Below are 22,778 nucleotides of genomic sequence, written 5' to 3'. Positions count from 1 at the left end.
GCCGCGGCAGGTTCGGTACGGCCGGGTCCCGGTCCTGCCCGCCTCGCCCGTCAGCCCAGGAACGACAACCGGACCTTCCGCTGAGGGTTGTCCCGGTTCGTGTCGACCAGGCACACCGATTGCCACGTGCCAAGCTCCAGGTTTCCCGCGACGACCGGCAGGGTCGCGTGCGGCGCGACCAGCGCGGGCAGGACGTGGTCACGGCCGTGACCCGGGCTGCCGTGGCGGTGCTGCCAGCGGTCGTCGGCGGGGAGCAGCGTGTGCAGCGCGGCGAGCAGGTCGTCGTCGCTGCCCGCCCCCGTCTCCAGGACGGCGATGCCCGCTGTGGCGTGCGGGACAAAGACGTTGAGGAGGCCGTCGCGGCCGCTTGCGGCCTCGCGCAGGAAGGTTTCGCAGTCGGCGGTGAGGTCGACGACCGTCTCGGCCGATCCGGTGGTGACCTGCAGGACTTTGGTGGTGAATGCGTCGGACATACCACCATCCTCTCCCACTCGGCCGCTCGTCCGGCCTTCCATTGGCTGATATCGGGAGTCCGCTCTTCGAGACGCCATTGACCGTGCGTGCACGATGTGGCTACGTTCTGCGGCATGTTGCGTTCAGCCCTGCTCACCACGCGCGGTCACATCGACCTGCTGCGGGTGGCTTCTTCCGCGTGTCGCCGCGGCTGCTGACGCCCTTTCACCTGCTCTCGCTCCGCCTGCGCCCCGTTCGGCACGCCTTGCGTTCGGCCGGTACCGGTAGGCGCCTTGCCGCCGTTCTCGCTCTCCCGCAGGGGAGCCCGACGGCCGCCCGGCGGCACTGACTCCCGAGCCTGACCACAAGCAGCCGGTCCCGCACTCGCGCCTGCCGATGGCCACGAGCACTCCCACGCGTCACGCCTGCCTCCCCCACCGGCCCGGCCTCCTTCCTCCAGCCATGGAGCACCCATGCCCACCCGTCACGCCCCGCCACACGCCTCAGCGCCCGATATATCCCGTATCAATAAGAATGGGCTGGAGCAGCGCACCACAGCGCCCGGCCCGGAGCCCGGTCCGGAGCCCGGTCCGGAGCCCGGCCCCGACCTCGTAGCCCTCGTCCCCTCCTCCCGCCGCCGCGCCCGCGTCCCCCGCTGGCTGCGCCGCACCTCGGGCCCCCTCACCCTGCTCGCGCTCTGGCAACTCCTGAGCGCCACCGGCGTACTGACCGACGACGTGCTCGCCCCGCCCGGGACCATCGCGCAGGTCGCCGGTGACCTCATCAGCGACGGTTCCCTGCAGAACGCCATGGCCGTCTCGCTGCAACGCGTCGCGCTCGGACTGCTGTTCGGCACCGTCGTCGGCACGGCCCTGGCGCTGGTCTCCGGCCTCTTCCGCATCGGCGAGGACCTCGTGGACGCCAGCGTGCAGATGCTGCGCACCGTGCCGTTCGTCGGGCTGATCCCCCTGTTCATCATCTGGTTCGGCATCGGCGAGGCGCCCAAGATCGCCATCATCACGCTGGGCGTCACCTTCCCCCTCTATCTGAACGTGTACGCCGGAATCCGCGGTGTCGACGCGCAGTTGATCGAGGCCGGAGAGTCCCTGGGACTCTCCCGGTGGGGGCTCGTGCGACACGTCATCCTGCCCGGCGCGCTGCCCGGAGCCATGACGGGGCTGCGCTACTCCCTGGGCATCTCCTGGCTCGCCCTCGTCTTCGCCGAGCAGGTCAACGCCGATTCCGGCCTCGGCTTCCTCATGGTCCAGGCCCGCGACTTCCTGCGTACCGACGTGATCGTCGTCTGCCTGGTCGTCTACGCCTTCCTCGGCCTGACGGCCGACTTCGTCGTCCGTACTCTCGAAAGGCTGCTGCTGCAATGGCGACCGACATTCACCGGCCGGTGACGACCACGCCGTCCGCCGTCCGCGTCGACGGGCTGACCCGCACCTTCGACGGGCGCGCCGTCATCGACGACCTCCGCCTCGACGTCCGTCCCGGCGAGTTCGTGGCGCTGTTGGGGCGCAGCGGCTGCGGCAAGTCCACGCTGCTGCGCATCCTGGCCGGTCTCGACCGCGACATCGAGGGCACCGTGCTCGTGCCGCGCCGCAAGGCCGTCGCGTTCCAGGCTCCCCGGCTCATGCCCTGGAAGCGGGTATGGCGCAATGTGCTGCTCGGGTTGCCGGGGAGGCCCGACCGGGGCGTCGCGGAGCAGGCGCTCGCCGAGGTGGGCCTGAAGCACCGCGTCGACGCCTGGCCCAAGACGCTCTCCGGGGGCGAGGCCCAGCGCGCCTCGCTGGCCCGCGCGCTGGTGCGCGAGCCCGACCTGCTGCTGCTCGACGAGCCGTTCGGCGCACTCGACGCGCTCACCCGCATCAAGGCGCAGCGGCTCGTCGACGAGCTGTGGCAGCGGCGCGGCTGCGCGGTGCTCCTCGTGACGCACGACGTCGAGGAGGCGGTGCTCCTGGCCGACCGGGTGCTCGTCATGGACGACGGCGTCATCGCGTACGAGACGGAGATCGATCTGGCGCGTCCGCGCGGCATCTCCGATCCCCGCTTCGGTGAGCTCCGGGCGGAGCTGCTGCGGCGGCTCGGCGTCGAGTCGCCCGCCGAAGCCCCCGCCTCCCGAGCACCTGCCACCCCGCCAACCGGCCACCCCGCCCCGTCCCACTGACTGACCGACCGACTGACCGACCGATCGAACCGAACGGAACCGCCATGCCACGACCACGCCCCGCCTCCGCCCTCCTCCTGCTCCCGTCGGCCCTGTTGCTCTCCGCCTGCGCCGGGACGTCGTCCGCCGGCACCTCGGTCGGCGGCGCGGGCGGCGGCACCGACGGCAAGGGGTCGCTCACGCTCAACGTCGGTGACCAGCGGGGCGGTTCGGAAGCCGTGCTGCGCGCGGCCGGTGAGCTCGACGACCTCCACTACAAGATCCGCTGGTCGACCTTCACCTCGGGCCCACCGCTCCTGGAGGCGGTCAACGCCAAGGCCGTCGACCTCGGCGCGGTCGGCAACACTCCCCCGGTCTTCGCGGCGGGCGCGGGCTCGAAGATCTCCGTGGTGGCGGCGAGCCACGGCGGCGCGGCCGGGGACACCATCCTCGTGCCCGACGACTCCCCGCTGAAGAAGCCCCGGGACCTCAAGGGCAAGTCCGTGGCCGTGGCGCAGGGTTCGTCGGCGCACTTCCAGCTGATCGCCTCCTTGAAGAAGGCAGGGCTCGGCTTCCGGGACGTCAAGGTCAAGTACCTGCAGCCCGCCGACGCGCTGGCCGCGTTCACCAGCGGAAAGGTGGACGCCTGGGCCGTCTGGGACCCGTACACCTCACAGGTCCTGCGGAGCGAGAAGGGCCGCGTCCTGACCGACGGCGACGGCGTGGTGAACGGCCTCGCCTTCCAGGCGGCGGCGCCCGGCGCCCTCGCGGACAAGAAGAAGGCCGCGGCGATCTCCGACTACCTGAAGCGGCTCCGGCGGGCGCAGGACTGGGTCTACAAGCATCCCCAAGCGTGGGCGAAGGTCTGGGCGAAGGACACCGGCCTGCCCTACGACGTCGCGCTCGACGCGGTCAAGCGCACCAACGGCACGCGGGTGACGGTGGCCGTGGACAAGAACGTCATCAGGTCCGAGCAGAAGATCGCGGACACCTTCACCGAGCTGAAGCTGATCCCGCGCCGCATCGACTTCGGCGACTTCGTCGACACCCGCTTCAACGACGACCTGCCGCCCTCCACCAGCAAGCCCCGCACGTACCGCAAGGAGTCCTGACCATGAACGTCCACCTGCACTGGTTCCTGCCGACCGGCGGCGACGGCCGCACCCTCGTCGACCGGCACGCCTATACGGACGGCGGCATCACGCGCTCCCGGGTCACCCCGGTGAGCGGCGTGCGCGCGCCCGACATCGAGTATCTGGCCCAGATCGCCAAGGCCGCCGAGCAGTTGGGCTTCGAGGCGGTGCTCACGCCGACCGGCACGTGGTGCGAGGACGCCTGGCTGACGACGGTCGCACTCGCCCAGCACACCGAGCGGCTGAAGTTCCTCGTCGCCTTCCGCCCCGGCGTGCTCTCCCCGGTGCTCGCGGCGCAGATGGCGGCGACGTACCAGCGCATCACCCGCGGTCGGCTGCTGCTCAACGTGGTGACCGGCGGCGACTCCACCGAGCAGCGGCGGTTCGGCGACCACCTGGACCACGACCGCCGCTATGCCCGCACGGACGAGTTCCTCTCGGTCGTACGGGGAGTGTGGAGCGGCAGGCCGTACGACTTCGACGGCGAGCACTTCCAGATCGCGGGCGGGCTGACCGCGCTGCCGCCCGACCCGCTGCCGGAGATCTTCTTCGGTGGCTCGTCGCCGGCCGCGGGCCCGGTCGCGGCGCGGCACTCGGATGTGTATCTGACGTGGGGGGAGCCGCCTGAGCAGGTCAAGCAGAAGATCGACTGGATTCGCGGTCTCGCCGAGAAGGAGGGGCGCACGGTCCGCTTCGGCATCCGGCTGCACACCATCTCGCGCGACTCGGCCGCCGACGCGTGGGCGACCGCGAACCGGCTGCTCGACGATCTCGATCCGGACACCGTCGCCGCCGCTCAGGAGGCGCTCGGGCGCAGCGAGTCCGTGGGCCAGCAGCGGATGCTCGCGCTGCACGGCGGCTCCCGCGACAAGCTGGAGATCTCGCCGAATCTGTGGGCGGGCGTCGGTCTGGTCCGTGGTGGTGCGGGTACGGCCCTGGTCGGTGCCCACGCCGATGTCGCCGACCGGATCGAGGAGTACCACGCGCTCGGCGTCGAACACTTCGTCCTGTCCGGCTATCCGCATCTGGAGGAGGCGTACTGGTTCGGTGAGGGCGTCATCCCCGAGCTGGCCGCGCGTGGGCTGCTGCCGCGGATCCCGGCGTCGCCGCTGACGGGCGTCCCCGCCTCGAACGGACGGCCGGCCTCCGCTCCGGGTGGCGCGCCGCTGCTGGTGGCCGGGGGCCGCTGAGGAGCCCGCGCCCGGCGGGAAGATCCTGGACCCCGATGAAGTTAGTAGAACTGTGAACGACATCGGGGTACGAGATGCGGCCGCCTCTGCGGCGGCACAGGACGTGGACGTGGTCGTCATCGGCGCCGGGCAGGCGGGCCTGTCCAGCGCCCACCACCTGCGGCGGGTCGGCTTCGAGCCGGGCCGGGACTTCGTGGTCCTCGACCACGCGCCCCGGCCCGGCGGCGCCTGGCAGTTCCGGTGGCCCTCCCTGACGTACGGGAAGGTGCACGGCATGCACGCGCTCCCCGGCATGGAACTGACCGGCGCCGACCCCGCACGCCCGTCGTCCCAGGTCATCGGGGAGTACTTCGAGGAGTACGAGCGCCGCTTCGACCTGCGCGTACAACGCCCCGTCGACGTGTACAAGGTCCGAGAGGGCGACAGCGGAAGGCTCCTCGTCGAGACCTCGGCGGGCACCTGGTCGACACGCGCGCTGATCAACGCGACGGGCACCTGGGACCGGCCGTTCTGGCCGCGCTACCCGGGCCAGGAGACCTTCCGGGGGCGGCAGTTGCACACGGCGCTCTACCCGGGACCCGAGGCGTTCGAGGGACAGCGGGTCGTCGTCGTGGGCGGCGGCGCCTCCGGAACGCAGCACCTCATGGAGATCGCCCCGCACGCGGCCTCGACCACCTGGGTCACCCGGCGGCCCCCGGTGTTCAGGGAAGGCCCCTTCGACGAGGACTGGGGGCGTGCGGCCGTGGCCATGGTCGAGGAGCGCGTGCGTCAGGGGCTGCCGCCGCGGAGCGTGGTCTCCGTGACGGGGCTGCCCGTGAACGACGCGATCCGGCGGGCGCGGGCCGACGGCGTTCTCGACCGGCTGCCGATGTTCGACCGGATCACCCCGCCCGGCGTCGAGTGGGACGACGGACGCCACGTCGACGCGGACGTCATCCTCTGGGCGACGGGCTTCCGCGCGGCGATCGAGCACCTCGCACCCCTGCGGCTGCGCGAGACGGGCGGCGGCATCCGCCTCGAGGGCACCAGGGCCGCCGCGGACCCGCGCGTCCATCTGGTGGGGTACGGGCCTTCGGCCAGCACGATCGGGGCCAATCGCGCGGGGCGTGCGGCGGTCCGCGACATCCAGCGGCTGCTTGCGGGGGCGCCGGTCACAGTGTGACGCGGCTGCCTACGGCGGCTACGTGAGGCGCCTACGGCAGGTACAGGGTGTAGAGGAGCCGGTCGGGGGCGACGGGCGGGGAGCCCTGCAAAACACCGGTGGTGGCGTGGTCGACGAGGCCCCGCTTCACCTGGGCCGGGGTGTCGGCGGGCCGGAATCCGAGGTGCAGCGCCGCCGCGCCCGCCGTGTGCGCGGTGGCCATCGACGTGCCGCTGAGGGTGGCTACGGCGGTGTCGCTGTCCTGCCAGGCCGAGGGGATCTGCACACCGGGCGCGAACAGGGACACGCAGTCGCCGTGGTTGGACGAGGGGGCCCGGCGGTCGCCGCGGTCGCTCGCGCCCACACTGATCGTCTCGGCCACCCTGGAGGGCGAGGTTCCGCAGGCGCCGCCCGCCTGTCCCGAGCTGCCGGCCGACACGGTGTACGTGACCCCGGAACGGATGGATCCGCGGACCGCGCCGTCGAGGACCTCGCTGGCCGAACCGCCGAGGCTCATGTTCGCGACCGCCGGCCGCGTGGCGTTCGCCGTCACCCAGTCGACGCCCGCGACGACCCCCGACGTGGTGCCCGAACCCTGGCAGTCCAGGACGCGCACCGCCACAAGGCGGGCCTGCTTGGCCACCCCGTACGTCTTTCCCGCGGCGATGCCTCCCACGTGGGTGCCGTGGCCGTTGCAGTCGTTGCCCTTCTGGCCGTCGCCCACGGTGTCGGTACCGACCGACGCGCGGCCGCCGAACTCCGCGTGGGTGGTCCGTAGTCCGGTGTCGATGACGTACACGCTCACGCGCGGAGCGGTGGTGCGGTAGGTGTACGTGGTGGACAGCGGGAGGCGCCGCTGGTCGATGCGGTCGAGACCCCAGGGCGCGTTCGGCTGGGTCCGGTCCGGCGCGACCGCCCCGGCGGATCCGGCCCGCGACCGGGCGCCCCGCGGGGTCTCCACACGTACCCGGGTGTCCTGGCGGACGTACGCGACGCGGGGGTCGGCGGCGAGACGGGCCGCCTGCGCCCGGCTCATCCGGGCGGAGAAGCCGCGCAGCGCGGCCCGGTACACATGTCCGAGCCGCGCGCCTTCGGCCCTGCCGACGAGTTCGCGCGCCACGGCGGGCACGTCGCCGGAGGCGACCTCTTCGGCCGCCGCGCCTGAGCCGGGTGTGTTCAGCACGGCGATCCAGCCGTCCGGCACAGCGGTCTCGGAACCGCTCGCCGGCCGCAACTCCCCGGCGGGACCGGCGGAAGCGGCATGCGTCGCGGGGGTGGCGCCGAGCAGGGCGGCGGCCGTCAGTGCGCCGGACAGCAGCACCGCTGTCTGCCGCCGACGAGAGCTCGTTCTCATTCCCGGTGCACCCTAGCCTTTCGTCGACCAGAGACGGCGTCGGGTCATGTGCGGTGCGGGGCACGGTCGTTGCCCGTGGTACGGCGCGTAACGCATGCCAGCGTCTCGCGCCGACCGGCGCCGCACAAGAGGCCGGGCCACCGGTCGTGAGCAGGTCCAAAGGCAGGCTCTCAGGGCGCGGCGACGTTCACCAGGCTCTTGTAGGGGAGGTAGCGCGGCACGCTGGGCTGGGTGGGGGCCGGAGTGACGCCCTCCAGGGCCTCGATCATCATGCCCAGTTCCACGGTGCCGCCGCCCTCGGTGAAGCGCCGCCAGGCCGACATGTCCCGCCACTCCGCGTGGTTGAGGACCCGGCGGCCGTCCTTGCTCGTGTGGAAGTGGACGGCGAGCAGGCCCGGCGGGCGGGTCCTCTCCAGGATGTCGACGACACCGTCGACGAAAGCGCGCTGGTTGTCCGGCCCTTCGGTCTCGAAGATGGGGGTGACCAGCGCGCCGGGGGTCCGGTCGGGGCTGTCCTCGGGGGTGTAACTGCGGTAGAGCGAGTACCGCACCTCGCCGGGGCGCTCGATGCCCAGGAGCATGCGGTCGACCTTGCTGATGTCCTCGGAGCGCCGGGCCGCACGCGCCCATTCGCGGTAGGAGTCGTCGTCCGTCCACTGCGTGTAGTTCAGGACCTCACGGCCGTTCTCGCTGAGGAACGTGGTGAACGAGAGCATGCCGGCCGGGCGGTCCCGCTGTTCCCACTCCTCGAGCACGAGGTCCGCGGCCTGCTTCTGGACCCCGGGGGCCGGCAGTGGCCAGGAACTGACGAGGATCGTCCCGGCGTCCGCGCGCCGGACGTCGGGAAAGGCGCTTGATATCGGTGCGGGCATGGTCGGCTCCTTCTACCTACTGATCGGTACGAACAGTGCAAAGCGTTGTACCTGAACCACGGTTGAGGTCAAGGCGAAGCCGACCCGGCGAGCGTAGGAACTCCCCCTGACCGGCGGCCACTCCCCATGGCCTGACCTCCTGCTACTTGGCCTTGTTGAACTCCCTCACGTTCTTCTGGTGTTCCTGGAAGCTGGCCGTGAAACGTGTGTCACCCGGCTTGACGGTCACGAAGTACAGCCAGTTCCCCGGCGCCGGGTTGACCGCCGCTCGGATGGCCTCCTCACCGGGGTTGCTGATCGGCGTGGGTGGCAGACCCATGCGCGCGTAGGTGTTGTACGGACTGCTGATCTTCGTGTCGCGTTCGCTGGTGGCCAGGGTGGAGCGGTTGAGCGCGTAATTGATGGTCGAGTCCATCTGCAGCGGCATGCCCTGGTCGAGGCGGTTGTAGATGACCCGGGCGACCTTCCCCATCTCCCCCTTGGAGCCCGCTTCGGCCTCGATCATGCTCGCGATGGTGACCGTCTGGTAGAGGTTCACCGCATTGTGGCCTGCTCCCGCCGTGACCTGGCCGCCGCCGAACTTCTTGTGCGCCGTGTTCACCATGTACGACAGGACGGACGCCGGCGTCGACCCGGAGCCGATCGGGTACGTGGCCGGGAAGAGATAGCCCTCGGGGTTGCCGCGCGCCTCGCGGGGGAGTTTGAGACCGGCCTCGGGGAGGGCCTTCTTCGTGGTGCCGGTGGGCACCCCGAGGGCCTTGTCCACGGCCGCGTACACCTGCCCCGAGCGCCACCCCTCGGGGATGGTCAGGGATTGGGGCCCGGTGTCGTCGTCAGGAAGCAGCAGCGGCACCGCCACGGCGGTGGCCGCAGCGGCGGCTCCGATCGCGATCAGGGCGATCCGGCCCCGCCGCGTCAGTCGAATCGTGCCCCGTCGCGGAGTCTTGGTCTGCATGGAGGCACGGTAACCCGCAAATACCGACATCCCGGGCATATCTTCATGTCGCGGGCTCCAGTTGGGCGTCTCTGCGCAGGAGGGCGGCGTAACGGCCGTCCCGCTCCAGGAGCTCCTCGTGGGTGCCGCGCTCGGCGGTGCGGCCGGCGTCCAGGACCACGATCTGATCAGCGCTGCGGACGGTGGAGAGCCGATGGGCGATGGTGAGGGTCGTCCGGTCGGCGGACAGGGCGTCGATGGCTTCCTGCACCGCCCGCTCCGTCCGGTTGTCCAGGGCGCTGGTCGCCTCGTCGAGGATGAGGACCGGCGGGTCGCGCAGGATGGTGCGGGCGATGGCCAGGCGCTGCTTCTCGCCACCGGAGAAGCGGTGGCCACGCTCCCCGACAACCGTGTCGTACCCATCGGGGAGCGACGCGATGTGGTCGTGGATCTGGGCGGCGCGAGCCGCGGTGAACAGCTCCTCGTCGGTGGCGTCCGGCTTGGCGAAGCGGAGGTTGTCGGCGACCGAGGCGTGGAAGAGGTACGTCTCCTGCGAGACCACGCCGACCGCGCGCGCGAGGGTGTCGAAGTCGAGGTCGCGCACGTCGACACCGTCGAGTGTGACGCGGCCGCCCGTGACGTCGTAGAGCCGGGGGACGAGGTGGCTCAGGGTCGACTTCCCTGAGCCCGTGGGACCGACCACGGCGAGGCTGCTGCCCGCCGGGATGGCTATGTCGATGCCCTGGAGCGTGGGGCCCGACTTCTCGTCGTAGCGGAACTCGACGTCCTCGAAGCGGACCTCGCCCTTGATCGCGTCGAGACGCACCGGCTTCTCGGGCTCGGTGATGTCTATGGGGAGGTCGAGATACTCGAAGATGCGCTGGAAGAGCGCGAGCGAGGTCTGTATCTGCACGCCGGTGGAGAGCAGGCTCACGGTCGGCCGGAACAGGCCCTGCTGGAGCGAGACGAAGGCGACGAGCGTGCCGATCGAGACGGTCGGGCCGCCCATCTGGAAGGCGAGACCGGCCGTCCAGTAGATGACGGCGGGCATGGCGGCCATGACGATCGAGATGACGGCCATGCGCCAGCGGCCCGCCATGCTGGACCGGATCTCCAGGTCGACCAGTTGCTCGGACTCGTCGGCGAAGGACTTGGTGAGGGAGTCGGCGCGCCCCATGGTGCGGCCGAGGACGATGCCGCTCACGGAGAGCGATTCGGTGACCGTCGCGGCCATCGCAGCCATCTGCTTCTGGCGCTGCGTGGCGATCTTCTTGCGCTCGCGGCCGACACGGCGGCTGATCCACACGAACACCGGGAGGAGGAGCAGCGAGACGACGGTGAGCCGCCAGTCCAGGGCGAGCATGGCGATGACCGTCGCGACCACACTCGTGAGGTTGGAGACCAGCGACGTGGCGGTGGAGGTGACCGTCGCCTGCATGCCGCCGATGTCGTTGGCGATCCGGGACTGGACCTCGCCCGTGCGTGTGCGCGTGAAGAAGGCCAGGGACATGCTCTGCAACCGGCCGTAGACCGCGGTGCGCAGGTCGTGCATGACGCGCTGGCCCACGGACGTGCTGATCAGGGTCTGCAGGACGCCCAGGACGCTCGTGACGACCGCGCTGAGGATCATGCCGAGCGCGAGCAGACTCAGCAGCCCCGTGCGCCCCTGGGGCAAGGCGGTGTCGAGGATCTCCTTGAGCAGGAACGGGGTCGCGACCGAGACCAGCGAGGCGGCGCAGACCAGCAGGCCCACGACCGTGAGGCGGCCCCGGTAAGGACGGAAGAGGCGAAGGATGCGGCGCATCTGGCGCGGCTGCGGCTCCTCGCCGGGGGCAGAGGGCTGCGCCGTCCAGGTGGGTTCGTTGTGGCGCATGGGCTCCTTCGGGATCTCTGACGACGATGACTCAGGGAGCATAGCTCACTGTTACCTATACTCACAATGCACAAGGTCCTGATAATGTTCCCGCATGAACACCCCGGACCCCGACGGCCTGCTCGCCGAACAGTTGCTGCGGCTCACGCGCAGGCTGCAGCGGATCCAGAAGCGCCACCTGGTGCCGTCCGGCATCACACCCGCCCAGTCCCGCCTCCTGCGCACCCTCGCGCACTACGAGACCCCGCCGCGCATGGCCGACCTCGCCGAGCGCCTCGAAGTCGTGCCCCGCGCCGTGACCACCCTGGTCGACGGCCTGGAGGCCGCCGACCTCGTGCGCCGCGCCCCCGACCCCACCAACCGCCGGGTGATCCGCATCGAGCTCACCGACGCGGGCCTCAAGGCACTCGGTGAGCTGCGCAGCGCGCGCCGGGCCGCCGCGGAGGACATCCTTGCCCCACTGGACGTCGAGCAGCGCGCCCAGCTGGGCACCCTGCTGAACGCGCTGTTCGACGTGCCGGACATCCGCCGCTGCTGAACACCACGGCTCCGCCGGACCGTCGCACCCAACCGGCCCCACCGAGGAGAGCTCATGCCACTGCTGGAGCCCGAGCCGGACGCCCTGCGCCCCGGTGCCGCGTCGCGCACGGACGGCCCTTCCCACGACCGCGTGCCGGACAGGCGGGCCACCGGTACACCGGAGCCGCTGCGCTCGGAACTGACCGCGCTGCTCGGCGCGGACAAGGTCCTGACGAAAGTCTCGGACCTGGTGCGGTACGCCTCGGACGCCAGCCCCTACCGCTTCGTGCCGCAGGTGGTGGTCGTCCCCGAGGACATCGACGACGTGTCCGCCGTCCTCTCGTACGCGCACGGCAGAGGCCGCGAGGTCGTCTTCCGCGCGGCGGGTACGTCGCTGAACGGCCAGGCCCAGGGCGAGGACATCCTGGTCGACGTGCGCAAGCACTGGTCGGGCGTCGAGGTGCTCGGCGACGGCGAGCGGGCCCGCGTCGGCCCCGGCACGACGGTCGTCCGGGCCAACGTCACCCTCGCCCGGTTCGGCCGGGTGCTCGGCCCCGACCCGGCGAGCGCGATCGCCTGCACCGTCGGCGGCGTCGTCGCGAACAACGCTTCGGGCATGACCGCGGGCACCACCCGCAACTCCTACCGCACCGTGGCGTCCCTGACCTTCGTCCTGCCCTCCGGGACGGTCGTGGACACGGCGGCGGAGGATGCCCACGAGCAGTTGGCGCACGCGGAACCAGCCCTGTGCGAGGGCCTCCTGGCGCTCAAGCGGGAGATCGAGGCCGACCCCGGCCTGGTGGCCCGCATCCGCAGGAAGTACGAGATCAAGAACACCAACGGCTACCGACTCGACGCCTTCCTCGACGGAGCGACGCCGGTGGAGATCCTGCGCGGCCTGATGGTCGGTTCCGAGGGCACCTTCGGTTTCATCTCCGAGATCGTCTTCGACACGCTGCGCCTTGACCGGCACACGAGCACCGCCCTGCTGTTCTTCCCCTCGCTGCCCGCTGCCGCCGCCGCGGTACCCCTGTTCAACGCGGCCGGCGCGCTCGCCGTCGAGCTGATGGACGGCAATACGCTGCGCGCTTCGGTGAGCGTCCAGGGGGTCCCCGCCGACTGGGCAGGCCTCCCGAAGTCGACCGCCGCGCTCCTCGTGGAGTTCCGCGCTCCGGACGAGACCGCCCAGGAGGCGTACGAGGCGGCCGCCGCCGCGGCGCTCGAAGGGCTCGAACTGGTCGCGCCCGTCGCGTCGGTGACCAACACGTTCACGCGCGACGCGAAGACGATCGGCGGCTACTGGAAGGCGCGCAAGGCGTTCGTCACCGCCGTCGGCGGCTCCCGCCCCTCGGGGACGACGCTGATCACCGAGGACTTCGCGGTCCCGCCCGGCCGACTCGCCGAGGCCTGCCAGGAGCTCCTCGACCTCCAGATCCGGCACGGCTTCGACGCCGCCGTCGCGGGCCACGCGGCCCACGGCAACCTCCACTTCCTGCTCGCCTTCGACGCGGCGGTCCCCTCCGACGTGGAGCGGTATGCCGCCTTCATGGACGATTTCTGCCGCCTGACCGTGGAGCGCTTCGACGGCTCACTGAAGGCCGAGCACGCCACGGGCCGCAACATCGCGCCCTTCCTGGAGCTGGAATGGGGCCCCAAGGCCACGGAGTTGATGTGGCGCACGAAGCAGCTGATCGACCCGGACGGGGTCCTCGCGCCGCGCGTCGTCCTCGACCGTGACCCGAAGGCCCATCTGCGCGGCCTCAAGACCATCCCCAAGGTGGAGCCGATCGCCGACCCGTGCATCGAGTGCGGCTTCTGCGAACCGACCTGTCCCAGCGGTGACTTGACCACGACTCCGCGCCAGCGCATCGTGCTGCGCAGGGAGATGATGCGCCAGCCGGACGGCTCTCCGGTCGAGGACGGCCTCGTCGAGGCGTACGGCTATGACGCGGTGGACACCTGCGCGGGCGACTCGACCTGCGGCATCGCCTGCCCGGTCGGCATCGACACGGGCGCCCTGATGAAGGGCTTCCGCCATGCGCGGCACTCGCCCCGCGAGGAGAGAGCGGCCGCGCTCGCCGCGAAGAACTTCGAGGCCGTCGAGGCATCGGCGCGGCTCGCGGTGGCCGCCGCCGACAGGATCAGCGACCGGCTGCTCACCACGGTGACCCGCACCGCCCGCCGGGCCGTTCGCCCCGACCTCGTCCCCGAGTGGCTGCCCCGCATCCCCGGCGCCGCCGCGCGCAGGCTGCCGCGCACCGCGCGCGTGGGCGCCGCCGCCGTCTACTACCCGGCATGCGTCAATCGCATCTTCGGCGGCCCCGGCGACCTCTCCCTGGCACAGGCCGTGGTCGCCGTCTCCACGCGCGCGGGGCGGCCGGTCTGGATCCCGGAGGACGTCGCGGGGACGTGCTGCGCGACGATCTGGCACTCCAAGGGGTACGACGCCGGGAACAGGGTCATGGCCAACCGCATCGTCGAGGCGGCCTGGGGCTGGACCGCGGGCGGCCGGTTGCCGCTGGTCGTCGACGCCTCGTCCTGCACGCTCGGCATCGCGCACGAGGTCGTGCCGTACCTGACCCCGGACAACCGCGAGCTGCACCGGGAGCTGACCGTCGTCGACTCGATCGTCTGGGCCGCGGACGAGCTCCTTCCGCATTTGACCGTGCACCGCACGATCGGCTCCGCCGTCCTCCACCCCACCTGTTCCATGCAGCACCTCGGCGACGAGGCGCAGCTGCGCGCCGTCGCCGAAGCGTGCGCGGACGAGGTGGTGGTCCCGGACGACGCCGGCTGCTGCGCCTTCGCAGGCGACCGCGGCATGCTCCACAAGGAGCTCACGGAATCGGCCACGCGCAAGGAGGCCGCCGAGGTCACGTCCCGCTCCTTCGACGCGCACCTCTCGGCGAACCGCATGTGCGAGGTCGGCATGGACCACGCGACAGGCCGCGGCTACTACTCCGCACTCCTGGAGCTGGAACGCGCGACTCGCCCTACGGCGCCTGGTGCCGGTACTGGGACTGGTGCCGACACCGGTGCCGGTACCGGTACCGGTACCGGTACCGGTACCGGCACCGGCACGAGAAATCCAACTGCCTGACCACTTCGGTCCCTTGCGCCTCGCTCGCACCCCCGTAAGGGTGGCTTCCGCCCCAGTGGTAGAGACCAGCCGCCCTTCAGCTACGGAGGTCCGATGCACGACGAGAACGCGACACCGACTCCTGACGGCACCACCCCCGACGACCGCGCCGAGGGCACGAAGGGAGACGGTCACTCGCGCCGTACGGTTCTCCGGACGGCAGGCCTCGCCGGCGCGGGGCTCGGGGTCGGCGCCTTCGCGGGCGGCACGGCGCACGCCGACACCCCCGCCGCCGCGATCGCGCCGGATACGGCCGAAGCCCCGGCCCGCCAGGGCAAGACCATGATCGGCGTGCCGTTCCAGCGGCGTTCCACGGTCCGGGTGGGCATCATCGGACTCGGCAACCGCGGCGGCAGCATGATCGACCTCTTCCTCGCGATACCCGGCGTCCGCGTCGTCGCGCTCTGCGACCCGGTCAAGGAGAAGACCGCCGCGGCGGCGAAGAAGGTCACGGCCGCGGGCCAGCCCGCCCCGGCGACGTACACCAGGGGCGAGCACGACTACGAGAACCTGTGCAAGCGCGGCGACATCGACTTCGTGTACGTGGCATCGCCCTGGGACTTCCACTTCGCGATGGCCGAGTCGGCGATGCTGAACGGCAAGCACGTCGGCGTGGAGTGTCCCATCGCCCTGCGCCTGGACGAGCTGTGGGAGCTCGTGAACCTGTCCGAGCGCACCCGCAGACACTGCATGCAGCTGGAGAACTGCTGCTACGGCAAGAACGAGATGCGCGTCCTGCGGATGGCGCACGCGGGCAAGTTCGGCGATCTGCTGCACGGCGCGGGCGCGTACAACCACGACCTGCGCGGCCTCATGTTCGACCCCGACTACTACGAAGGCCCGTGGCGCCGCCTGTGGCACACCCGGCTGCGCGGCGACCTGTACCCGAACCACGGCTTCGGTCCGGTCGCCAACTACATGGACGTCAATCGCGGTGACCGCGTCACGCTCATCTCCAGCTTCGGCACGCCCTCGCTCGGCCTCGCCGAGTACCGCAAAGCGCACATGCCCGCGGGCGACCCCAGCTGGAAGGAGACGTACATCGAGAGCGACCGCACGATCAGTCTCGTCCAGACGGCGAAGGGACGGGTGATCCGCCTCGAGCACGACGTCTCCACGCCCCACCCCTACAGCCGCATCAACAGCCTGGGCGGCACGCGGGGCGTCTTCGAGGACTACCCGGAGCGCATCTACCTCGAGCCGGACCACACGAACGACGAGTGGGGCGACTTCACCAAGTACGCCGAGTTCGACCACTGGCTGTGGAAGGAGCACGCCAACCCGCCCGGTGGCCACGGCGGCATGGACTACATCATGATCTTCCGTCTGATGCAGACCATGCGCCTCGGCCTGGTGCCGGACTTCGATGTGTACGACGCGGCGACCTGGACGTCACCCGTGCCGCTGAGCCATCTGTCGATCAAGGCGAAGGGCGCGCCGCAGGCCATCCCCGACTTCACGCGCGGCCTGTGGAAGAAGTCCAGGCCGGGCCTGGACTCCGAAAAGCCGCAGGAGGGGTGACGGGCTGACGGGGGCCCGTCGGCGTGCCGGCCGGCGGATGGGTCAGCAGCGCCGACGGTCCTCCGTCAGGGTTCCCTGGACGGTGGCCAGGGTGCGGTCGTAGCACCCCGTGTCGCCGAGCAGCCGGTAGCGCTCGCGCGACGTGCCCACGGCGTGCCGCTGCTCGCGCGGCACGTTCGCGGTGTACGTCGCGTCGCCGTCGTAACGGTCGTCAAGAACCGACCAGTTGCCGCGCCGCCCGTCCCTGATCGTGGTGGTCTCGGAGCGGTCACCGAGGGCGATCTCGGTCCGCAGCCGGTCACTGTCGCCGAGGGTGGTGGTGCCGTCCATGGTGTACGTCCGGTCGGTGCGCACGGCGCGGTGGCCCGTGGTGATCGTCTCGCGGTCGGTCCAGGTGGCCTTGAGCGCGTCCATCGCCTCGCCGTCGGTCCAGCGGTGGCCGGATGCGTTCGCGAGGGTGCGGGTCACGGTCGTCGCCACGCGGCCGTGGGAGGTGTTCACGTACCCCGACACGCTGAGCCGGTGGCCGCCCTCCGTATCCAGCCGGTGCGCCTTCTCGCCGGAACCCGGTGTGTATGTCGAGTCGTTCGCGAGGGCGCCCTCCTGGTGACGGGTCAGGCGGCCCGTTACGTGGTCGCTCTTCTCGTCCTGCCAGACCAGAACGTTGACCGGGGTGCTCCAGCCGGTCTGCGCCTTGGGAACGCCGACCACGGAGACCTCCACCTGGTGCGGGCGGCCGTCGTTGAGTAGGCCCGCGAAGGGTGTCAGGTCGTATTCGACGGGTTTGATGTCGAAGGCGCGGGGCCCTGGGATCACGTACCAGAGGAAGGGGTTGGACCAGCCGCCGGTCCAGACGGTGGGGAACGGCGCGGCGATTCCCGCCAGTTGACCGTCGACCTTGACCTGCACTTCCCGGTACGGGCCATGGTCGGCCTTGCACGAATAGGGCGCGGCGTCGGGCACCGTCAGATACCAGTACTCCTCGCATCCGCCGCCCGAACCGGTCGCGTACACCTCGGCGATGATGCGTTCGCTGTTGCGCGGGGTAGTGAGGCTGGTGCCGTCCCCCAGGGGGACTACACGGTCAGGGACGGCCGGGGACGCGTGCCCGCGCTTCTCCCGCTTGTCCCGCTTGTTCTGCTTGTCCTGCTTGTCCTGCTCGTAGAACGTGAGCGTCGCCCTGACGTCGATGATTCCGGTGTAGGTGTCGTCGACGACGTTCCCGATGAGCATCTCGACCTGCTGGTCGCGGCTCAGCGTCTCGCTGTACCGGGTGACGTCCTTCTCCACGGACCAGGTGATGCCGTCGGCCGACGGCTCCGGAGTCGAGGTGCGGAAGACTTCTACGCCGCCGATACGGAGGTAGCCGAGGCGGTCGTACTGTCGCCCCTTGACCTTGCCGTCCAGGCGCAGGACCACCTTGCCCCAGCGTCCCTTGCCGCACTTCTCCGGAGGGGCGTAGGTCCCTTTGTACGGCGTGAAGTCCTTGAACTGTGCCTCGGCCACGGCTACTTCGCAGGACTTGGTGTGCGGTTTCGGCACTGGTGGTGCGGCGGTGATCGGGTCGTGCCAGTCGTTGCCGAACTCCGGTGGCGGCGTGTCGGCGGCGGCCGGACCGGCGCCGAGGAGAGTACTCGCGGCGAGGACCGCACCCACGAGCATGGACATGACGCGTCTTCTCATGGGTGATTTCTATGGGCAGTCGACGATCACCGCAATGGTGCAGCTCGCCGGGCCGCTGCGGCGCCGCTCGCCGGACCAGCGTGGTGCCGCCCGATGACTCAGGCTCGGAGGTTCGCCCTGTCCCCCATCACCACGACGGGGTGCTGCTGGGGGTCGAGCGTGCGCAGCAGGGACTCCATGCCCGGCTTCGACAGGCTCACGCAGCCCGACGTGCCGCTGCCGTGGTCCATGTGCAGCCAGATGCTGCCGCCCTTGGACTGCCCCTGGGGGCGCGTCGGGTCGTTCGGCGGGGTGCCCTTGGCGCGGTTGTAGTCGATGGCGATGACGTAGTCGAAGTCGTGCCAGTGCGTCTTCGGCCAGTAGTTCGGAGCCTGCATGGACGCGGATTTCGTATAGGCGAACTTGGCACCCGGGTCCGCGAGCACTCCCCCCGCATCGGTCAGCGTGAACACGCCGACCGGGCTGCGCTTGTCGTTCTCACGGTGGTCGGTGGTCCAGCCCTTCTTGCCGTTGTGCGCGGGCCAGCTGCGGGCCTTCGTCCAGGTCGTGTCCTTCTCCCCGGACTTCGTGTAGAGCACGACGGTCGACTTGGCCGAATCCTCACCGTCGCCGTAGACCGCGACGACCTGACGGGAGTTCTCCGGGATCTTGGATAGCAGCCGGTCGCCCACGTCAGGGATACGCTGGAGATCGACGGCCCCGGCACCCTGGCCGCTCCCCTGCCCCGTCCTCTTGCCGTGCCCGGCGTCGCCCTTCCCCGAGGCGTCGTCCCCGCTCGCGCAGGACGTCAGAAGGACACCACTGGCCGCCACCGCGACCACCGTTCGGACCACACCCGCAATACGCATCCGCCCATGGTCGCACCCGGTCCGCGCTACTCCGGCCCAGCCCCTCGAGCCACGCCGGGACCGGACCGATTCTTTACCTCAGAGCGGAAAATCGTTTGCTTCGGACCACCGCGCGAGGCGAACCTTTCACGGTTTGTAACCGCCATCCGCTTATCCGTCCGTTCGCTCGGTCTTCTTCCCGGAGCGACGGCCACCGCACCGAGCGCTGGGACATCATGCAGATTCGCGACCTTCCGTTTCCCGACCCCGGCGTCCCTGACGCCCGGTCGGGGCCACGCTTCCTGCTGTGGCTCGGCCGCAACCAGCTGGGCGGGCAGCTCAAGTCCCTCGCCTGGGGCCTGCTGCACTTCACCTCCATCGCGGGCCTCCCCTACATGGTCGGAATCGCCGTCGAGGCCGTACTGGACCGCTCCGGCGCCCGGCTCGCCCTCGCGGGCGCGCTGATCGGCCTCCTCGGCATCGGCATAGCGCTTGGCGACACGATGCTGCACCGCACAGCGGTCACCAACTGGATCACCGCCGCGGCCCGTGTGCAGCAGCTGCTCGCCCGCAGGACCGCCGCGCTCGGGTCCGCGCTCACCCGGCGTGTCGCCGCCGGTGAGGTCGTGGCGGTCTCCACCGGCGACGTCGAGAAGATCGGCTGGTTCGTCGAGGCCCTGTCGCGTTTCGCGGCGGCTGCCCTCACGGTCGTCCTGGTCTGTACCGGGCTCGTCATCTACCAGCCCGCCCTCGGCGCCATCGTCGCGGTGGGCATCCCGTTGCTCGCCCTCGCCGTACTGCCGCTGCTGCCCCGCGCCACGCGCCGGGCTGACCTCCAGCGCGAGAAGGCGGGGCGAGCCACCGAACTGGCCTCCGACACCGTCGCCGGACTGCGGGTGCTGCGCGGCATCGGCGGCGAGGAGCTCTTCCTCGACCGCTACCGCCGCGCCTCCCAGGAAGTCCGTACGGCCGCGGTACGCAGCGCTCGGATGTGGGCCGTCATCTCGGCGATCCAGATCCTGATGCCGGGTCTGCTGCTGATCGTGGTCGTCTGGCACGGTGTGCACCTCGCCCGCGAGGGCCGCATCACGGTCGGCGAGCTCGTCACCGTCTACAGCGCCATCATGATGCTCAACTATCCGCTGCGGCACTTCGAGGAAATCGCCATGGCGTACTCCTTCTCGCGCCCCTCCGCGAAGCGAGCGGCCCGGGTCCTCGCTCTGCAGAGGGTGGCGGAGGCTGGGGGCTCTGTGGGTTCTGAGACTTCTGTGGGTTCTGTGGGTTCTGTGGGTTCTGAGTCCGCGGGCTCTGGAGACTCCGGGAGCTCGTCGATCCATCGCGACCTGTACGACCCCGCTACGGGCCTGCTCGCCCCGGCCGGTCGGTTCACCGCCGTGGTCTGCGGCGACCCGGACGAAGCGGGCCGACTCGCCGAACGCCTCGGAGGGCACCCCTCGTTCGAGGAAGCTTCCGGCCTGCCGTCCGTGCGCTTGGGCGACGCACCGCTGGACGACCTGCCGCTGGACGCCGCCCGGACCGCCGTCCTCGTCCAGGACAAGGATCCCGTCCTGCTCTCCGGGACACTCCGCGCACTCCTCGACGTACCGGCGTCCGGAGCCGTCAGTCCCGAGGAGGCACTGACCGCGGCGCAGTGCGCCGACGTTCTCGACGCGCTGGCACAGGCGTCGGTGGACGACGATCCGATGGCCGCCCACCTCACCGAACGCGGACGTTCCCTCTCCGGCGGCCAGCGCCAACGCCTCGCCCTGGCCCGCTCGCTGGTCACCGACCCGGACGTACTGGTCCTGGACGAGCCGACGTCCGCCGTCGACTCGCACACCGAGGCCCGGGTCGCCGAGGGCATCCGGCAGCTGCGCCGGGGCCGCACCACCGTGGTGCTCACCTCGTCACCGCTGCTCCTGGACCACGCCGAGCGCGTCGTCTTCCTGGCCGACGGCGAGGTCGCGGCCGTGGGAGAACACCGTGAACTGGTGCACAGCGAGCCGCGGTACCGCGCGGTCGTCACCCGCGAGACCGACGACGAACGTCTCGCGGCACAAGCCCTGACAGATTTCGACATCGAGGAGACGGCATGACCGGCCTGGCGCCCCCGGCATACGATCCGGCGGCCCCCACGACGGCGGAGACCCTGCCTGTCGGCTCGGCCGCGACCGTGCGCACCTACGTACGCGAACTGTTCCAACGCCACCGCCGGTCTTTCCTGCTGCTCATCCTGGTGAACACGCTCGCCGTCATCGCCTCGATGGCCGGGCCCTACCTGCTCGGCGATCTGGTCGAGAAGGTCTCGGACGGCTCCCGTGACCTTCATCTGGAACTCACCATCGGCCTGTTCACCCTCGCGCTCCTGGTGCAGGCCTACTTCGTGCGCGCGGTGCGGCTGCGCGGTGCGATGCTCGGTGAGCGGATGCTGGCGGACCTGCGGGAGGACTTCCTCGTACGCTCCGTCGGGCTGCCGCCCGGCGTCCTGGAACGGGCCGGAACCGGCGATCTGCTTTCGCGGATCACCACGGACATCGACCGTCTCGCCAACGCCATGCGCGAGGCCGTGCCGCAGCTCGCCATCGGTGTGGTGTGGGTCGTACTCCTGCTCGGCGGGCTCGCGGTGACCGCACCACCGCTGGCCCCCGCCGTGCTCGTCGCCGTACCGCTCCTCGTCGTGGGCTGCCGCTGGTACTTCAAGCGGGCGCCCTCCGCCTACCGTTCGGAAGCCGCCGGTTACGCCGCTGTTGCCGCCGCCCTCACCGAGACCGTCGACGCGGGACGCACGATCGAAGCCCACCGGCTCGGTCCCCGTCGCATCGAGCTCTCGGAACGGCGCATCAAGGAGTGGACCGCCTGGGAGCGGTACACCCTCTATCTGCGGTCGGTCCTCTTCCCGGTCATCAACTTCACCCACACGACCGTGCTCTGCTCGACCCTGATGATCGGAGGTGCCTTCGTCCTCCAGGGTTGGATCGGCGTGGGCCAGCTGACCGCGGGGGTCCTGATCGCGCAGATGCTCGTCGACCCGCTCGGCATCATTCTGCGCTGGTACGACGAGCTCCAGGTCGCCCAGGTGTCGCTGGCCCGGCTCGTCGGAGTGCGCGACATCGAACCTGACTCCGGCGACTCGTCCTTGGTTCCGGACGGACGCCATGTCCTCGCTGACGACGTGCACTTCGGCTACCGCGCGGGGGTGGACGTACTCCGCGAGGTGTCTCTCGCCGTCGAGCCCGGCTCGCGAGTGGCCCTGGTCGGCCCGTCCGGAGCGGGCAAGTCCACCCTCGGCCGACTGCTCGCCGGGATCTACGGACCTCGCACCGGCCACGTCACCCTGGGCGGCGCCGCATTGTCGGCCATGCCCGCGGAGGAGGTGCGTACGCACGTCGCCCTGGTCAACCAGGAACACCACGTCTTCGTGGGCTCCCTGCGCGACAATCTCCTGCTCGCAAGGACCGTAGCGCGGGACGCCGAACTCTGGGCGGCGCTCGGCGCGGTCGACGCGACCGACTGGGCACAGGGCCTCGACGACGGCCTGGACACCGAGGTCGGCTCGGGCGGCTACGCACTGACGCCCGCCCAGGCCCAGCAGATCGCCTTGGCACGCCTGGTCCTCGCCGACCCGCACACCCTGGTCCTGGACGAGGCGACCTCGCTCCTCGACCCGCGTGCGGCACGGCACTTGGAACGCTCCCTCGCCCGAGTCCTGGACGGCCGCACCGTCGTGGCCATCGCCCACCGCCTCCACACGGCACACGATGCGGACGTGATCGCGGTGGTCGAGAGTGGCCGGATCACCGAACTCGGCAGCCACGACCAACTGGTGGAGGCGGACGGCGCGTACGCGGCTCTGTGGCGGTCCTGGCACGGGTAGCAGGTATGAGAATGGTCCGGCGGGAGGATGGGGCCAGTCGGTGCAGGGGCGTGGGTGGGCACCGGTAGGGCAAGGGTGTGGCCGGGCACCGGTAGGGCAGGGGCGCCCTGTTG

18 protein-coding genes are annotated in these 22,778 nt (G+C 70.8%); 11 read left to right on the top strand and 7 right to left on the bottom strand.

All coding sequences use genetic code 11. The annotated features are described in order from the left end of the window. Positions 1 to 50: 50 nt before the first annotated feature. Positions 51 to 473 (bottom strand): secondary thiamine-phosphate synthase enzyme YjbQ, encoded by a 423-nt coding sequence (locus ABZ953_RS06110; protein ID WP_361717464.1) that lies wholly within the window; start codon positions 471 to 473, stop codon positions 51 to 53. A gap of 114 nt (positions 474 to 587) precedes the next feature. Here ABZ953_RS06110 and ABZ953_RS06105 point away from each other — a divergent pair, with 114 nt between their 5' ends. The 6 genes from ABZ953_RS06105 (at position 588) to ABZ953_RS06080 (ending at position 6,090) form a co-directional block, all read left to right on the top strand. Then, the gene (locus tag ABZ953_RS06105; protein WP_355809829.1) at positions 588 to 671 is read left to right on the top strand and encodes a putative leader peptide; all 84 of its coding nucleotides are present in this window, start codon (positions 588 to 590) and stop codon (positions 669 to 671) included. A gap of 255 nt (positions 672 to 926) precedes the next feature. After that, positions 927 to 1,859: an ABC transporter permease gene (locus ABZ953_RS06100; RefSeq protein WP_361717461.1), complete on the top strand. Its 933-nt coding sequence runs from the start codon at positions 927 to 929 to the stop codon at positions 1,857 to 1,859. After that, positions 1,832 to 2,626, top strand: coding sequence for an ABC transporter ATP-binding protein (locus ABZ953_RS06095; RefSeq protein ID WP_361717458.1), 795 nt, complete (start codon positions 1,832 to 1,834; stop codon positions 2,624 to 2,626). Before ABZ953_RS06100 ends, ABZ953_RS06095 begins: the two co-directional genes overlap by 28 nt. A gap of 44 nt (positions 2,627 to 2,670) precedes the next feature. Beyond that, a complete protein-coding gene (locus ABZ953_RS06090) occupies positions 2,671 to 3,717 on the top strand; it encodes an ABC transporter substrate-binding protein (RefSeq protein WP_361717455.1) in 1,047 nt (348 codons plus the stop codon). 2 nt (positions 3,718 to 3,719) lie between these two features. Beyond that, the gene (locus ABZ953_RS06085; protein ID WP_361717452.1) at positions 3,720 to 4,928 is read left to right on the top strand and encodes an LLM class flavin-dependent oxidoreductase; all 1,209 of its coding nucleotides are present in this window, start codon (positions 3,720 to 3,722) and stop codon (positions 4,926 to 4,928) included. A gap of 52 nt (positions 4,929 to 4,980) precedes the next feature. Next, a complete protein-coding gene (locus tag ABZ953_RS06080; protein WP_361717449.1) occupies positions 4,981 to 6,090 on the top strand; it encodes an NAD(P)-binding domain-containing protein in 1,110 nt (369 codons plus the stop codon). 31 nt (positions 6,091 to 6,121) lie between these two features. On the opposite strand, the gene ABZ953_RS06075 is transcribed toward ABZ953_RS06080, so the two are convergent. From ABZ953_RS06075 to ABZ953_RS06060, 4 genes are all read right to left on the bottom strand, one after another. Next, positions 6,122 to 7,423, bottom strand: a complete 1,302-nt coding sequence (locus tag ABZ953_RS06075; RefSeq protein WP_361717446.1) for a S8 family peptidase — start codon at positions 7,421 to 7,423, stop codon at positions 6,122 to 6,124. A 170-nt stretch (positions 7,424 to 7,593) separates the two neighbouring features. Then, positions 7,594 to 8,295 carry an antibiotic biosynthesis monooxygenase gene (locus ABZ953_RS06070; RefSeq protein ID WP_361717443.1) on the bottom strand — a complete coding sequence of 234 codons (702 nt, stop codon included), beginning with the start codon at positions 8,293 to 8,295 and terminating at the stop codon, positions 7,594 to 7,596. 142 nt (positions 8,296 to 8,437) lie between these two features. Next, positions 8,438 to 9,250, bottom strand: a complete 813-nt coding sequence (mltG, locus tag ABZ953_RS06065) for an endolytic transglycosylase MltG (RefSeq protein WP_361717440.1) — start codon at positions 9,248 to 9,250, stop codon at positions 8,438 to 8,440. Positions 9,251 to 9,293: 43 nt separating this feature from the next. Further along, a complete protein-coding gene (locus ABZ953_RS06060; RefSeq protein WP_361717437.1) occupies positions 9,294 to 11,102 on the bottom strand; it encodes an ABC transporter ATP-binding protein in 1,809 nt (602 codons plus the stop codon). Between the two features lie 94 nt (positions 11,103 to 11,196). On the opposite strand from ABZ953_RS06060, the gene ABZ953_RS06055 reads away from it, so the two are divergent. From ABZ953_RS06055 to ABZ953_RS06045, 3 genes are all read left to right on the top strand, one after another. Continuing rightward, positions 11,197 to 11,640: a MarR family transcriptional regulator gene (locus tag ABZ953_RS06055; protein WP_361717434.1), complete on the top strand. Its 444-nt coding sequence runs from the start codon at positions 11,197 to 11,199 to the stop codon at positions 11,638 to 11,640. A gap of 54 nt (positions 11,641 to 11,694) precedes the next feature. Continuing rightward, positions 11,695 to 14,721, top strand: coding sequence for an FAD-binding and (Fe-S)-binding domain-containing protein (locus tag ABZ953_RS06050; RefSeq protein WP_361717431.1), 3,027 nt, complete (start codon positions 11,695 to 11,697; stop codon positions 14,719 to 14,721). A gap of 93 nt (positions 14,722 to 14,814) precedes the next feature. Continuing rightward, the gene (locus tag ABZ953_RS06045; RefSeq protein WP_361717428.1) at positions 14,815 to 16,281 is read left to right on the top strand and encodes a Gfo/Idh/MocA family oxidoreductase; all 1,467 of its coding nucleotides are present in this window, start codon (positions 14,815 to 14,817) and stop codon (positions 16,279 to 16,281) included. Positions 16,282 to 16,323: 42 nt separating this feature from the next. Here ABZ953_RS06045 and ABZ953_RS06040 read toward each other — a convergent pair whose 3' ends face one another. Both ABZ953_RS06040 and ABZ953_RS06035 read right to left on the bottom strand, forming a co-directional pair. After that, entirely contained in the window at positions 16,324 to 17,964 is a 1,641-nt protein-coding gene (locus tag ABZ953_RS06040) for a peptide-N4-asparagine amidase (protein WP_361717425.1), read from the bottom strand. A 98-nt stretch (positions 17,965 to 18,062) separates the two neighbouring features. Further along, the gene (locus tag ABZ953_RS06035) at positions 18,063 to 18,812 is read right to left on the bottom strand and encodes a L,D-transpeptidase family protein (protein WP_361717422.1); all 750 of its coding nucleotides are present in this window, start codon (positions 18,810 to 18,812) and stop codon (positions 18,063 to 18,065) included. 215 nt (positions 18,813 to 19,027) lie between these two features. Here ABZ953_RS06035 and ABZ953_RS06030 point away from each other — a divergent pair, with 215 nt between their 5' ends. Together ABZ953_RS06030 and ABZ953_RS06025 are read left to right on the top strand one after the other, a co-directional pair. Continuing rightward, the gene (locus ABZ953_RS06030) at positions 19,028 to 20,887 is read left to right on the top strand and encodes an ABC transporter ATP-binding protein (protein WP_361717419.1); all 1,860 of its coding nucleotides are present in this window, start codon (positions 19,028 to 19,030) and stop codon (positions 20,885 to 20,887) included. Then, positions 20,884 to 22,665, top strand: a complete 1,782-nt coding sequence (locus ABZ953_RS06025; RefSeq protein ID WP_361717416.1) for an ABC transporter ATP-binding protein — start codon at positions 20,884 to 20,886, stop codon at positions 22,663 to 22,665. Before ABZ953_RS06030 ends, ABZ953_RS06025 begins: the two co-directional genes overlap by 4 nt. The last annotated feature ends 113 nt before the right edge of the window (positions 22,666 to 22,778 follow it).

Source organism: Streptomyces sp. NPDC046465 (assembly GCF_040646035.1).
GTDB lineage: Bacteria > Actinomycetota > Actinomycetes > Streptomycetales > Streptomycetaceae > Streptomyces.
This window is presented reverse-complemented; position numbering and strand designations above follow the sequence as displayed.